The organism is Cryobacterium sp. SO1 (assembly GCF_004210215.2).
Classification (GTDB): Bacteria; Actinomycetota; Actinomycetes; order Actinomycetales; family Microbacteriaceae; genus Cryobacterium.
The window spans coordinates 199,349-212,044 of the sequence record NZ_CP067394.1 but is presented as its reverse complement, the minus strand read 5'-3'; the positions used below and the strand labels follow the sequence as shown (position 1 = coordinate 212,044).

The 12,696-nt window shown below is 65.6% G+C and carries 18 protein-coding genes and 1 tRNA gene; 13 read left to right on the top strand and 6 right to left on the bottom strand.

The window, feature by feature from the left end:
- Positions 1-98: 98 nt before the first annotated feature.
- Positions 99-995, bottom strand: coding sequence for a DMT family transporter (locus BJQ95_RS01005; protein ID WP_130176983.1), 897 nt, complete (start codon positions 993-995; stop codon positions 99-101).
- 41 nt (positions 996-1,036) lie between these two features.
- Here BJQ95_RS01005 and BJQ95_RS01000 point away from each other — a divergent pair, with 41 nt between their 5' ends.
- A complete protein-coding gene (locus tag BJQ95_RS01000; RefSeq protein WP_130176982.1) occupies positions 1,037-1,540 on the top strand; it encodes a MarR family winged helix-turn-helix transcriptional regulator in 504 nt (167 codons plus the stop codon).
- A gap of 3 nt (positions 1,541-1,543) precedes the next feature.
- Here the strand turns inward: BJQ95_RS01000 and BJQ95_RS00995 are convergent, their stop codons facing one another.
- Complete coding sequence (locus tag BJQ95_RS00995; RefSeq protein WP_130176981.1) at positions 1,544-2,479, bottom strand: diacylglycerol kinase family protein; 936 nt, start codon at positions 2,477-2,479, stop codon at positions 1,544-1,546.
- Positions 2,480-2,609: 130 nt separating this feature from the next.
- On the opposite strand from BJQ95_RS00995, the gene BJQ95_RS00990 reads away from it, so the two are divergent.
- The 3 genes from BJQ95_RS00990 (at position 2,610) to BJQ95_RS00980 (ending at position 4,167) form a co-directional block, all read left to right on the top strand.
- Entirely contained in the window at positions 2,610-3,056 is a 447-nt protein-coding gene (locus BJQ95_RS00990; protein ID WP_130176980.1) for a MarR family winged helix-turn-helix transcriptional regulator, read from the top strand.
- A gap of 247 nt (positions 3,057-3,303) precedes the next feature.
- Positions 3,304-3,489, top strand: coding sequence for a DUF1918 domain-containing protein (locus BJQ95_RS00985; RefSeq protein ID WP_088454930.1), 186 nt, complete (start codon positions 3,304-3,306; stop codon positions 3,487-3,489).
- Positions 3,490-3,582: 93 nt separating this feature from the next.
- Positions 3,583-4,167, top strand: coding sequence for an NUDIX hydrolase (locus BJQ95_RS00980; RefSeq protein ID WP_130176979.1), 585 nt, complete (start codon positions 3,583-3,585; stop codon positions 4,165-4,167).
- A 25-nt stretch (positions 4,168-4,192) separates the two neighbouring features.
- Here BJQ95_RS00980 and glsA read toward each other — a convergent pair whose 3' ends face one another.
- Positions 4,193-5,131: a glutaminase A gene (glsA, locus tag BJQ95_RS00975; protein WP_130176978.1), complete on the bottom strand. Its 939-nt coding sequence runs from the start codon at positions 5,129-5,131 to the stop codon at positions 4,193-4,195.
- A 358-nt stretch (positions 5,132-5,489) separates the two neighbouring features.
- Here glsA and BJQ95_RS00970 point away from each other — a divergent pair, with 358 nt between their 5' ends.
- The 8 genes from BJQ95_RS00970 (at position 5,490) to BJQ95_RS00935 (ending at position 9,903) form a co-directional block, all read left to right on the top strand.
- A complete protein-coding gene (locus BJQ95_RS00970; protein WP_130176977.1) occupies positions 5,490-6,149 on the top strand; it encodes a hypothetical protein in 660 nt (219 codons plus the stop codon).
- Positions 6,150-6,421: 272 nt separating this feature from the next.
- Positions 6,422-6,973, top strand: a complete 552-nt coding sequence (locus BJQ95_RS00965) for a hypothetical protein (RefSeq protein ID WP_130176976.1) — start codon at positions 6,422-6,424, stop codon at positions 6,971-6,973.
- 71 nt (positions 6,974-7,044) lie between these two features.
- A complete protein-coding gene (locus BJQ95_RS00960; protein WP_130176975.1) occupies positions 7,045-7,293 on the top strand; it encodes a type II toxin-antitoxin system Phd/YefM family antitoxin in 249 nt (82 codons plus the stop codon).
- Positions 7,290-7,550 carry a type II toxin-antitoxin system RelE/ParE family toxin gene (locus BJQ95_RS00955; protein WP_130176974.1) on the top strand — a complete coding sequence of 87 codons (261 nt, stop codon included), beginning with the start codon at positions 7,290-7,292 and terminating at the stop codon, positions 7,548-7,550. Before BJQ95_RS00960 ends, BJQ95_RS00955 begins: the two co-directional genes overlap by 4 nt.
- A 796-nt stretch (positions 7,551-8,346) precedes the next feature.
- Positions 8,347-8,514 carry a helix-turn-helix domain-containing protein gene (locus BJQ95_RS00950; RefSeq protein WP_205750073.1) on the top strand — a complete coding sequence of 56 codons (168 nt, stop codon included), beginning with the start codon at positions 8,347-8,349 and terminating at the stop codon, positions 8,512-8,514.
- 180 nt (positions 8,515-8,694) lie between these two features.
- The gene (gene xerC, locus BJQ95_RS00945; protein WP_130176972.1) at positions 8,695-9,339 is read left to right on the top strand and encodes a tyrosine recombinase XerC; all 645 of its coding nucleotides are present in this window, start codon (positions 8,695-8,697) and stop codon (positions 9,337-9,339) included.
- Positions 9,296-9,670 carry a tyrosine-type recombinase/integrase gene (locus BJQ95_RS00940; protein ID WP_165384881.1) on the top strand — a complete coding sequence of 125 codons (375 nt, stop codon included), beginning with the start codon at positions 9,296-9,298 and terminating at the stop codon, positions 9,668-9,670. The genes xerC and BJQ95_RS00940 overlap by 44 nt, the downstream gene beginning before the upstream one ends.
- Positions 9,667-9,903: a hypothetical protein gene (locus BJQ95_RS00935; RefSeq protein ID WP_130176970.1), complete on the top strand. Its 237-nt coding sequence runs from the start codon at positions 9,667-9,669 to the stop codon at positions 9,901-9,903. The genes BJQ95_RS00940 and BJQ95_RS00935 overlap by 4 nt, the downstream gene beginning before the upstream one ends.
- Before the next feature lie 187 nt (positions 9,904-10,090).
- Here BJQ95_RS00935 and BJQ95_RS00930 read toward each other — a convergent pair.
- From BJQ95_RS00930 to BJQ95_RS00920, 3 genes are all read right to left on the bottom strand, one after another.
- Positions 10,091-10,163, bottom strand: a tRNA-Arg gene (locus BJQ95_RS00930).
- Positions 10,164-10,215: 52 nt separating this feature from the next.
- Positions 10,216-10,608 (bottom strand): MmcQ/YjbR family DNA-binding protein, encoded by a 393-nt coding sequence (locus tag BJQ95_RS00925; RefSeq protein ID WP_240694657.1) that lies wholly within the window; start codon positions 10,606-10,608, stop codon positions 10,216-10,218.
- Positions 10,609-10,625: 17 nt separating this feature from the next.
- Positions 10,626-12,011: an MFS transporter gene (locus BJQ95_RS00920; RefSeq protein WP_130176968.1), complete on the bottom strand. Its 1,386-nt coding sequence runs from the start codon at positions 12,009-12,011 to the stop codon at positions 10,626-10,628.
- Between the two features lie 249 nt (positions 12,012-12,260).
- Between BJQ95_RS00920 and BJQ95_RS00915 the strand changes: the two genes are divergently transcribed.
- A complete protein-coding gene (locus BJQ95_RS00915; RefSeq protein WP_130176967.1) occupies positions 12,261-12,590 on the top strand; it encodes a hypothetical protein in 330 nt (109 codons plus the stop codon).
- The last annotated feature ends 106 nt before the right edge of the window (positions 12,591-12,696 follow it).

Below are 12,696 nucleotides of genomic sequence, written 5' to 3'. Positions count from 1 at the left end.
TCCGACGCGACGGACGCGCTCCGACAGGCGCTAGCAAGCTGGCTCCCGTACGGGCTGAACCCCGCATCCGGCACGGCTGCTGCCCGCGATCATCGTGGTCAGCCAGCGAGCCGCCTGACCCGACGGTCCGCGACCCACCGGGCCAGCCGGGGGGCGCCGCGTTGGCCGACGAGCATCCCGGCGACGACCAGCGCCAGCCCGGCGACCTGCCGGCCACCAAGCACCTCGCCGCCGGCGACCACGCCGAGAAGCACCCCTGACACCGGGTTGAGCAGTCCTATCAGGCCCACGCTCGAGGCCCGCAGGTGGCGGAGCCCGGCGAACCACGCCGTGAACGCCACTGCTGTGGCGACGACACTCACGTAGGCGAACCCGGCCAGCTCCGTGCCGGTCAGCAGCGGGGGCGCACCCTCGACCAGAAGAGCGACGGGCAGCACAAAGAGGCCGCCCGCGATCAGCTGCCACGAGGTGAGCGCCACGAGGCCCGTCGTGGGCGCCCATCGCTTGGTGAGCACAAAACCCACCGCCGAGGAGGACATCGCGGCGACCGACGCGAGCACACCCAAAGGATTCACCGCACCGGCCGACGTCAGCAGCATCAAACTCACTCCGGCGATGCCGGCCAGCGCCCCGACGATCGCGCGCATCCGCGGGCGTTCGCCCAGCAGCGGCCAGGCGAGCATCATGAGGGCGACGGGTGAGACCGCCATGACGGTGGAGGCAAGGCTGGATGGGAGCAGTTGTGCCGTCACGTAGAGCAGGACGAAGAACAGCCCGACGTTCAGGGCGCCGAGGACGGCGGCCTTCCACCACCAGGCTCCCCTGGGCCGCGCCCTGGCCACGAGCAGGAGCAGTATCCCGGCCGGCAGCGCGCGGATCACCGCGCCATGGAGCGGGTACTCCGGGGGCAGGAACTCACGGGTGACAAAATACGTGGTGCCCCAGGCGATCGGCGCCACCGCCGTCACGAGCATCCACTTCGATGTAGCTTCCATGGAAGCTACTATAGCTTCCATGGAAGCGATATGCTCGAGACGTGACTGAACCTGCTGACCGTGTCGGCCGCATTCAGGCGGAATGGGCCAGAGAACGCCCCGAGCTCGACGTGGGCCCACAGGGCGTGATCGGCCGCCTCCACCGGGTCGGTGCCGCACTGACCGAGGAACTGACCGTCGTGTACCGCCAGCACGGCCTGAGCGAGGGCGACTTTGATGTGTTGGCCACGCTGCGTCGCGCCGGAGCACCTTTCGAACGCACCCCCACCGAGCTCGCTGAGCACACCATGGTCACTACGGGAGCCATGACAAAACGCATCGACCGATTGGTCGGGCGGGGCCTGGCAACCCGTCGGGCCAGCGACACGGATGGCCGGGGCCGGGTCGTCGCACTCACTCCGGAGGGCAGAGTGCTGATCGACGTGGCGTTCGAGGAACACCTGCGCAACGAGGAGCGCCTGCTGGGCGGCCTGACCATACCGGAGCGCGCGCAACTCGAGTCCCTGCTCACGAAGTGGGCGGCGCAGCTTCCGTCCGGGGACTGAGCGTCAGCCGAGCCGGGCGGGCACCGGCAGGCGCACCAGCAGTCCGCCGGGGTCAACGGCGAACCTGCCGGTGCGGGTCTGGCCCACCGGGTCACCATCGATCTCGGCGAGCACCGGTCGGTCGAGGTCGAACCTGAACTCCCGGCCGGACCACTGGCGCAAGGAAGCCATGCCGTTGCGCATCCGGGTGGCGACGTCGATCGCCACCCCCACCCAGCCGGCCACCGCGTTCGGGCGCAGCATCACCAAATCCAGGTTGCCGTCGTCGACCTTGGCGCCGGTGGCGAGTTCGATGTTGGCCACAACGGAGCTGCAGTTGCAGGCCAGCACCATGAGACATTCATCGCTGGCGTGCTCAACGCCGTCGGCCGACAGCGTCACCCCGAACCCGGCGCGGAACATTGTCGCGCCGCCCGCCACGACGTAGGCACCCCAGCCCACCTTCTTCTTCAAGGTGCCGTCGGTCTGCTCCATGATGTCGGCATCCAAGCCCACCCCGCCCATCACCATGAAGGCGCGTTCTGCACCGTCATCGAAGGTGGCCAGCCCCACATCGATGGCCCGGTTCTGGCCGAGGAACGCGATCTCCAGCGCGTCGGGGAAGGAGTCCACCGGGATGCCCAGGTTACGGGCGAGCAGGTTGCCCGTGCCGCTGGGCAGCAAGCCGCAGGGCACCCTGCTGCCTCGCAACACGCTGGCGACGGCCCGCACCGTGCCGTCCCCACCCATGACACACACCAGATCGGGGGCCTGCGCCAGCGCCGACCGTGCGGCGGCGACGCCCGAATCCGCTTTGTCCGTCTCGAACCAGAGCGGGTCGTGCCAGTTGAACCGGCGAGCCCCGTCGGTGACCTGGTCTTTTGTGGCCGCGAGATCGGGGAACTTGGTCGGGTTGATGATGACGGCGACGGTCGGGGACCGACCCAGCGAAGCATCCATACGCGCACTATAGAACGGTCCGGCCGGGCAGGCGGAAATGCGCCAGCGACCGGGCTATGCTGCCGCGGGATGCCGCGCCCATCCCATATTGTTGAACACAGGATGCCCGGGGGCACGATGAGGAGGCAACATGGTCGATCGCGCGATAGCCGTCGGCGCATGGGAGTCACTGTTTCGCGCTCAGGTGGCCATCATGCGCAGCCTGGCCGAAGACTTCCCGTCCCGCGAGATCTCGTTCAACGAGTACGACGTGATGTTCAACCTGTCCCGCCAGCCCGAACGCAGCATCCGGTTGCGGGAGCTGAACAAGCATGTGCTGCTCACCCAGCCCAGCGTGAGCCGCTTGGTCGACCGCCTGGCGTCACGGGGGTACGTGCTCAAGCACGCCGACCCCGAGGACGGTCGTGGTGCCATCGTCGAACTGACGGATGCCGGCTTCGCGCTGTTCAGGCGGGTGGCGCTGGATCACATGGGCTCGATCACCACCCGGGTGGGCGACAGCCTGACCGACGAGGAACTACTGCGGCTCACCGCCCTGTGCGACCGGCTGCGGCTGGGCCCGGATCAGCCGGCCTGAGCCGTCCCGGGTGGCGGCGAGGTAAGGGCCCTACCCCTCACCCCGCCGTGGCACTCCCTTGCAGGACTGCCTTCTCGGCCAGACGACCCGAACGTTGCCTGGCTGAGAGTCAGGTGTCGTGCGCACGACGAAACTAAGGTTAGCTCAGTTTTGTGCTCACGGCGGCCCGGCGCCCACTGGTCGACCGGCGCTGCCCCTGTGCAGGCGGCGACCGCGGGCGTAGCCTGCCCGACAGGAGGTGAGCGTTATGCGCGCAGCAGAGAACGACCGGATCATCATCCGGGGTAAGACCGATTCGACGCCCGACCGGCACGGCACCATCCGCGAGGTGCGGGGCCCCGAGGGTGAACCGCCCTATCTGGTCTCCTTCGACGACGGTCACGAGACCCTGGTCTTCCCCGGCACCGACTTCGTCGTCGAGCACGCCCGCTGACCGGCACAACTGGTCCCGCTGCGGACATGTGCACCCGGCGCACCGGGTGCACTTGTCCGGACGGATAACAGTAGCCGGCGGCTACCCTCAGGTATGCCCGATCCCGCAATTCGCTCCCCCGCCGCCCGCTCCGCCGACCTGATCGACCGCCTCCGCGCCTGGCTGCCGCTGGACCCGGGGCAGGCCGTGCTGCGGGACGAGTACTTCGAGTTCGTTCTCGCCTCCCCCGCGGCGGCCCTGGAATGCCACGGCGGCCCGGAGCACGTGACCGGAAGTTGCTTCGTCTTCACCCCCGACCTGGCCCAGGTGCTGCTGTGCTTCCACAAGAAGGGCCGGTTCTGGGTGCAGCTGGGCGGGCACGTCGAGCCGGTCGATGCCTCCGTGGCCGACACCGCGCTGAGGGAGGCCCGGGAGGAATGCGGCATCGACGACCTCGTTCCGGTCGGCGGCGGCATCCTGGATCTGGACCGGCACTCCTTGGGCGGCGGGTTCAGCTGCCGCTCCCACTGGGACGTGGGCTTCGCGGCGATCGCCCGACCGGAGGCCGCCGCAGTGGCCAGTGACGAGAGCGACGATGTGGCCTGGTGGCCGGTGGCTGCGCTGCCGGAGAACGTGCCGCCGCAGTTCGCGCGGCGCCTGGCGGGCGTGCTCGGCGAACTCACGCACCGGCGCGGCTAGCCAGCGCGCCGCCGGCCGGCGGTGATCAGTCCGGCGTGGACCCGAAGGCGTGCAGGCCGAGGTCGTCGCTCAATTGGTCGCTCGCCAGGCGTCCGCGCACGCTGGTGCCCTGCGCGTCGAGGGGCGGGCTGACCACGGCGGCGCCGAGCCGGCCGGGTGCGGCCAGCACGATGGCGCCGGAGACGCTCGACTTCGCGGGGATGCCGACGCTCTGCATCCATCGGCCGGATCCGTCGTAGACGCCACAGGTGGCCATCACCGAGACGACGTCGCGGGCGATCCGGGCCGGCACCACCCGTTCCCCGGTCACCGGGTTCACCCCGCTGCAGGCCAGGGTCGCGCCCATCACCGCGAGGGCCTCGGCGTCGACGAGCACGGCGCACGCCCTGGCGTACACCTGAACGGCGTCGTCGGCGCTGACCTGCAGGGTGCCCTCCGAGCGCATGAGGTGGGCGAGAGCGTGGTTGCGGTCACCAAGCAGGTGCTCGGCGCGGGCGATCTCCTCGTCGACCTCGAGCGATCGCCCGGCGAAGGCCGACAGCCCGCGCAGGATGCGTTCGTTCCGGCCGTCGACGTCGCCGCCGTCCACGAGTGCGGCGGTGAGCAGCGCCCCGGCGTTGACCATGGGGTTCGGCGGCCGGCCGGTGCCGCTCTCAAGCTTGATGGCATCGAAAGCCTCACCGGTCGGTTCGATGCCGATTCGATCGAAAGCGGCGCCGGCGGTGTCGAGCAGGGCAAGGGCGAACAGGAACGGTTTGACCGCCGACTGCACGCTGAAGGGCACGTCGGCCTGCGCGCTGCTGTGGACGGTGCCGTCCGGCAGCGCAAGCGCGATGCCGCACAGACCCGGATCGGCGGCGGCCAGCTGGGGGATGCTGTCGTTCACCGTGCCCCCGTCGTGGGGAAGCACCCGGTCGCGCAGCACATCGAGGTTATACGTGCGGGGATCGCAGGAGCGGCTCATCCGCCCATCCTGTCACGGCCGGAATACACGGCCGGAATACACGGCCTGAATACAGAAAAAGAGTGCCGGTTACCCGGCACTCCTTCTCCTGTACTGCTTCAATACGCTGTGCGCCCGAATGGATTCGAACCCCCAACCTTCTGATCCGTAGTCAGATGCGGACGGTCCGCCACAGTCCACCGAGCGCTGATATCAAGGGATGCGGTGTCGGTGGGTGCCGCTCATACTTGAGTGGACGTGAGGGCGTTGCTGTCTCAGTTGCTGTCAATGGAGGTGTCTCATGAGCACGAATCCCCAGGGCGTAACTCCCGCCTATCGACCGTTGTTTGAGCACCTGCTTGCGTGCCCACCTGAATAGGTGGAGCTCCCGCTCGAGGAGATCGAAGAGATCCTTTGCTCGGAGCTCCCGAGAAAAGCCTGGAGCGACGTCACCTGGTGGCGCTCAACTCCTCGAAACTCCTGGGCACATTCCTGGCTGCGCGCCGACCGGAGAGCATCTCTCGACGCGGGCAAGGAGCGAGTCACGTTCACGGCGGAAGTCTATGCACCCGCGTTCGACGAAGAGCGGATGCACGTTATGCATCAGCGAGAGCTCGATTGCGCTCGTTCGGTTCTTGAGACTTCCCCAACGTCCGACCATGTCGACTTGCGGTGGTGGGAGCCCCACGTCGTCTACGTCCTCCACATCGACTCAGAACGCCTGTATAAAGTCGGTCACACGCGTCACGACACCCGGAGGCTCCGCGAACTCACGTCCCGAAACCGTGCCGAGATCGTGCAGACCATCGAGCTTGCCAACGTCTGGGCGGCCAAGGTTGTTGAGGGCACTGTGTTGGGGAGAACGGCGGGGGTGCGCAGGTTCGCTGATCGATTTGATTCGCGGAACGGTCAAACGGAGCATTGGGATGATTCCATGCCTCCGCCGGACCTCGAGGTCGTCGCTGAGGAGTGCGCCGTCGATCCGTTGCTTCGGTTTTGGTCGGTTTCGGAATTCACGACTACGCAGGAGCCCACATGAGTAATGAAGACGCGAGTTCCGGGCTTCAGCGGCAGAGCAAGAAAAGTATCGGATCTGGGCCGAGTTGGAGGAAGGCGCTGACGGCATCTCGAGCGGAGGGACACGCAGCTATCGGGGTACCGAGGCTCGCGCATTCGGCAACCGCCTCGTCAAGGTTGCACTCTGCACCAACGCTTCATCGGGCCCGCAACCTAAAGGTGCTGCGGCGAAGGATGTCGGAGGTGAAGAGCACGATGAGAGTCAAGAACAGGGGAAGCAGGAAGGAGACTCCAATGACCAAGAGAGTGACATTTCTTAGAACCGGAGTGGAGGACGATCCGATCGAGACCATCATCGGCGACATTCTGACGGTGCACTCGATCAACGGCCATATCGCCAGCTTGCAGGAGGTCGAGGAGGAGCTTCGCGCCCATGGGAGGCTCGGGTCGATTGGCTCCGATGTCGAGCAGATCCGATCGAGGGTAGCTGCGCGCATTCATGCATCCCGAAGGGCGTCCGCCCTGCGGCGCCCCTCGGTCGACGATGACCCCGGAAATGTCCATCGCTTCCCTTCTTGTCAGGACCTAGACAAGGCGTCACCCTATGATTTGTGCCTCATGTACTCAACGGGCGACCTGCTGGAGAAGGACATTGTCCGCGTGCTGACCGGATTCGACTACGGCACACCTTTGGCCCCCGAGTTTGGGCGCAGCGAGCCCGCATCACAGAACACATGGCAAGAAGTAGAAGACGCCCTTTCCGACAAGCTCATTGAGCGCAGTGTCTACGCGATTCTTCGCGAAAGCCGCTCCGCCAACCTTGGACCGGATCGGCCAGCACAATGATTGCGCTCGCACGCGGAGATTCCTCAAACCATTACATGTACATTTAGGAAGCATAAATGTACACTTTGAATATGTCCACAATCAGCGTCACCGACGCCCGTAGCCGGCTCCCTGAACTGATCGAACAAGCTCAGGGCGAAGCAGTATTTCTTGAACGAAGAGGCAAGCTTGAAGCCGTCGTTGTCAGTCCCGAGCAATATGCCCGGATGGTGGACGCGCTCGAAGACGCCGCCGACGTAGACGCCTTTGACGCCGCGATGTCCGAAGAGGGCGACAACATTCCATGGGCCCAGGTCAAGATTGATCTCGGCTGGGAGTGAGCAAGTACCGAATCGAGTTCCGACCAGCAGCGGTCAGGGCGCTACGAAAGATCGATGCCCGAGATCGCGGGCGAATTCAAGGGGCCATCGCTCTGCTGGGTGAAGATCCGCGTCCTCCAGGTGCCAAGGCGTTACAGGGCCGAGATGGTCTGCGCGTTCGCGTCGGCAACTACCGCATCATCTACACCGTGCAAGACGAGATCTTGCTGATCCTCGTTTTGACTCTGGGGCATCGAAAAGACGTCTACGACCGGTGATCCGGCGAGGAGCGCCCGGACCGGAGCGGAGCGAGGACCGGACGCACCGCAGCCCGGTCCCGCCGGGCGCAGCCCGGCCTTGAATGAGTAAAGAAAGTTCTCACGACGCACATAGCCCGGCCGTGCCCAGGCAAACAGCACGTTCTTCGGTGCGGCCAAGTGCTGCTCGTCGCCCGGACTGATGCTGTGGATTCCATGCGATTCGAACAGCTTCCGATCAAGCAGTTGTGGCGGCGTTTGGTAACGTCACAATGTGTAACCTCTACTGCTCGGACGATTCTCAAGAAGCGACGCGCTCATCTGTGATGTCGATGGCACGCTGGTCGATGTTAGTGACGTCCGCAGTCATGTCGAGTCACCCTCCAGTGAAGTTGGTTTCAAGCCGAATTTCGAGCGCTTTCACTCCGATTCCATCGACTCTCCGGCGCACGAAGAAGTCATACGGCTCATTAACCACGCACACGCTTGTGGTTGACCATCCTGATCGTCACTGGACGCGAGCAGAAGTGGTCTTTTCTCACCACCACCTGGCTAACCGAGCACGGAGTGCCGTACGACGAACTCATAATGCGCTCCCGGAATGACACCCGTCCGGATGCAACCGTCAAGACCGAGATGGTCCGAGGTATTGCTTTGCAATACAACGTCCGGCTAGCTGTCGATGACAGGCCATCCATTGTTGAGGTGTGGCATGAGGCCGGAATTCCCACAGCCCTGGTGTCGGCATCGGGTTCATTGGGCGCGCTTGAGTGGCCGGCTGGTCACGAACCAGGAGAAGACATTGATGGAAAAGCTCATGCTCACATCCGAAGAGGTCGCGGAGTCTCTCGGCATCGGCCGCTCAACGGTCTACGACCTACTGCGACTCGGCACGATTCCCAGCGTCAAGATCGGCCGGTCCCGCCGAGTGGCGGTGGTGTCTGTACGTGCATATGCGGAGCGGTTGCTCACCGCTACTCGATGAGCAAGCGCGCCAACGGCGAAGGCACCGTCTACCAACGCCGGGATGGTCGCTGGACCGGGGCTACCTACGTTCTGCGCCCCGATGGCAGCCGGATCCGTCGTCAGGTCTATGGAATCTCGCGCAGCGCGGTGAGTTCAAAGCTCCGCGACCTTTGTCACTCAGACCGAGCGAGGCATTCCCATGGCGGGTAGCTCGTGGACAGTCGCAACCTACTCGGCCCACTGGCTCGACACCATCCTGGCCGGGTCGGTGAGATCGTCTACGCACTCGAGCTACTCCTGGGTGATGCGCAAGTACATCGCCCCTGTGCTGGGCACGGTAAAGCTCGAGAGCCTCACTCCCGCGCACATCCGGAAGCTTCATGTCCATGTGGCGGCGGCGGGCGTATCCGCGCGAACTGTGCAATTGGCCCATGCCGTGCTGCGCCCGATGCTCTCGGAGGCGGTTCGTGAAGAACACATCAGTCGGAACGTCGCCAGCCTGGTGCGCCCTCCCCGCCTCGAGAAGAGTGAAAGGAAGCCGTGGAGCGCACAGGAGGTGTCTATTTTCGGCGCAGCCGCCGCAAGCCATCGCCTCCGCACACTCTTTCTCGTGGCATACGCATTTGGCCTTCGTCGTGGAGAGCTTTTCGGGCTGCGTTGGGCCGATCTCGACCTGGATGGCGGATTGCTTCATGTGCGCCAGACTCTGCAACGCCTGGGGTCAGACAAAGGCTTGGTGCTCGGTCCGCGGAAATTCCGCCCGGTCACGTCGCTCGGTTCCGTTGCCAGCCTCAGTTCTTATGGCGCTGCGATCGCATCGCGTTCGCCAAACCGCAGAGCTTGAAGAGGCGCGCTCTCACGGCCACGCACCGCCCGCACAATTCGCCGATTTGGTCTTCACTACGTCCATCGGCACACCTCTCGAGCCGAGCAACTTGCGTCGCGACTTCGACGCGCTTACAGCGACACCCGGCCTCCGTCGCATCCGGTTTCACGATCTGCGGCATGCCTGCGCCTCGCTGCTCTTCGCCCAGAGCGTTCCACCACGGGTGGTCATGGATCTGCTCGGCCACTCGACGCTCAGCATCACGACAGACCTCTACGCCCATGTGATGCCGAGCACACTCACTGATGCAGCCACCGCGATGGACGACATTCTCGGGAGCAATCGGTGAGCGTGTCCGCGGTGGAGATCGCCTGGTCATCTCGACTCGGCGGCGGTTGGGAGACCTGGTGCGACGAATGTGGTTCGGTCTGGGCCGACTGCACTCAGGACGAACTAGAGCTCGACCGCTTGCAGCAATGCGCGGAGGAGGCCGCTCCCCTGCATGAAGACAACGACCACGCTCGGGTCATCCTCGACGAGGGAACACTCACTATTACGACGAAGAAAGGAACATCCAGATGACCTTGAATCACGGCCATTCCATCGCGGTTGCTGTCACGGTTGCTGTCAGCGCTGCACGTTCGGCAGACTCGCGACAGCCCGGAGCGCCCACCGGATTCGGCACCGAGCCCAACGCCGACCGCATAAGCGCTGGTGAGAGGGCAGAAACGACAAAAGCGGCCCACCGAAGTGAACCGCTTTCAATCCGTGCGCCCGAAGGGATTCGAACCCCCAACCTTCTGATCCGTAGTCAGATGCTCTATCCGTTGAGCTACGGGCGCAGTGATGACTTCAGGATCGAAACCCTCGAAGACAACTTAGAAACTATAACAGTTATTTGGAGCCCCCAAGTGCGCCAGGGGCCCTCCAGCGGTTCAATTGCACGAGTTGGCGCTTGAGGGCGACCTGGCGATAGGACGTTTCCACCAGTTCGGCCAGCTCCACCCAGTCGGTGCGGGGCGAGTCGAAGTCGATACCGAGCCAGCCGGCGGGCCCGAAATACGGCGGGATGAAGAATCGCGAATCCTGAACCAGTGCCCGGCGCTCTTCGGGGTCCGGCTTGAAAACCATGCTGTGGGGCCGGTCCATGCTCGCCCCGGCGGTGATGAAGATCTTCTTTCCGGCGCGGAAGGTCGGGCGCCCCCAGGCGAGCACCTCGACCGCCTCGGGGAAAGCCAGGCAGGCGGCGCGCAAGCGGTCCAGCGCCGCATCCGGCTCGTCGAACACTCGGGGATGTTCCATGGCTAGGCGGGTTTCCCGATGGCCGCGGCCGGCGCATCCGCGGTGGGCAGGGCCGTGCGGATGCCCAGCCAGGAGACGATGCCGCCCGCGAACATCAATCCGGCCACCACCACCATCGCGCGTTGGAAGCCGGCGACATCGAGGGTGGATCCGACGATGGTGCCGGTCATCGCGATCGCGACCAAGCCGGCCACGCGGGCCACGGCGTTGTTGATCGCCGAACCGATGCCCGCCTGACCGGGGTGGATCGAGCCGAGCACGGCCGCGGTGAGCGGCGCCACGGTGATCGCCAGACCCAGCCCCACCAGGACGATCCCGGGCAGCACCTGCAGCAGAAAATCAACCGGCGGTACCGCCGTGGTCACCAGCAGGAAGCCGGTGCCGGCCACGAACGGACCGATCGTCATGAACAACCGCGGACCGTACCGGCCGGCCAAGGTGCCGAAGAGGGTGGCGAAGAGCAGCATCATCACGGTAGCCGGGATACCGGCCAGCCCGGCGAGGGTGGCGGAGAAGCCGCCGACCTCCTGCAGGTAGAGCGCGAAGAGGAAGAACCCCAGGTTGAGCGCGGCGTAGATGCCGACGGTGGCGATGTTGCCCACGGCGAAGTTGCGCACTCTGAACAGGCCGAGCGGCATCATCGGCTGCGGCGCCCGCGCCTCCCACCACAGGAACGCGGCGAACGAGGCAAGCCCGACCACCATCGGGAGGTAGACGACCGGGCTGCCCCAGCCGAACCGGCCCTGTTCGATCAGGGCGAAGACCGGGCCGCCCAGCCCCACCGCGGCCAGGCAGGCACCGAGCACGTCCACCCGGGCGCCGGCGGCGGGCCGGGCCGGGTCCTCCACCCGTCGCAGCAGGAACAGGGTCACCGCGATCGGAATGACGTTGATGAAGAAGACCAGCCGCCAACTCACCGCATCCACCAGGATCCCGCCGAGCAGCGGGCCGGCGATCCCCGCCACCCCGGTCCAACCGGTCCAGGCGCCGATGGCCTTGCCCTGCGCGACCCCGCTGAAGGAGGAGGTGATCAGGGCCAACGAACTCGGCACCAGCAGCGCGGCCGCGACTCCCTGGAGCAGCCGGGCGAACACGAGGATCTCACCGGTGGGAGCGAGCCCGCAGGCCAGCGACGTGATGCCGAACCAGACCAGACCGGCGCGCAGCACCCGCACCCTGCCGAAGGTGTCCGACAGTGAGCCGGCCACGAGGATCAGCGCACCCAGGCTGAGCAGGTACCCGTCGACCACCCACTGCTGCAGTGGCAGGCCACCGCCCAATTCTTCGGAGATGGCCGGCAGTGCCACATTGATGATCGAGCCGTCGAGGAACGCCACAAATGACGACAGGATGGCGACGATCAAGATGCGCCGCTGGACGTTTGTCATCTCCATAGTCAACCCCAATCCTGGCCAGATGCGGAAGGTTGTGGGCGACACTGCAGGGGACCAGAAGGCACGGCATCTCCCCCGACCCCCGTCGCCGTAACCGGCAACGCCATCTCCGTCCTCGGTGACCCCACCACCACCGGGACCATTACGAAACCGGCCAACGGAACCACCGGCGGCGCCACCGGCACCGACCCGAGCACCGACGGAAGCGACAGCATCCTCGCCGGCACCCAGTCGATACTCGGGGTGGCGTTCCCAATCACCCTGATGGGCAAAGCGAGCTCCGTCATCGTCGAATCCACCACCACAGGGACCACCACCATTGTTCCGGTGGGTCCGGTGGCGCCGGTAACAGCGGTCAACGCCGGGTCGTCCGTCGGCTCGGCAGCACAGGGCACGTTGAGCAGCACAGCAAGCTCGGCGACCGCCCTGGCCACCACCGGCACCAACTCCGCCTTTCTCCCCCGCCTCGCGGCCCTGCCGTTTACGGCCGGAATGCTGCTGCTCCTGCTGGGCGCCCCTCACCGCCGGCACTCCGGGTCTGCGCTGGAGTCAACTGTGAGCGAGGCCCTGTGAGCTGAACCAACGACCGGCCGACGGGCGGAATCGTCTGCGGCCGGTTGTTGGTGCGCCTTGCAGCCGCTGGATGAGCATGGTGCCGCTCACTGCCGGCATTGTGCTG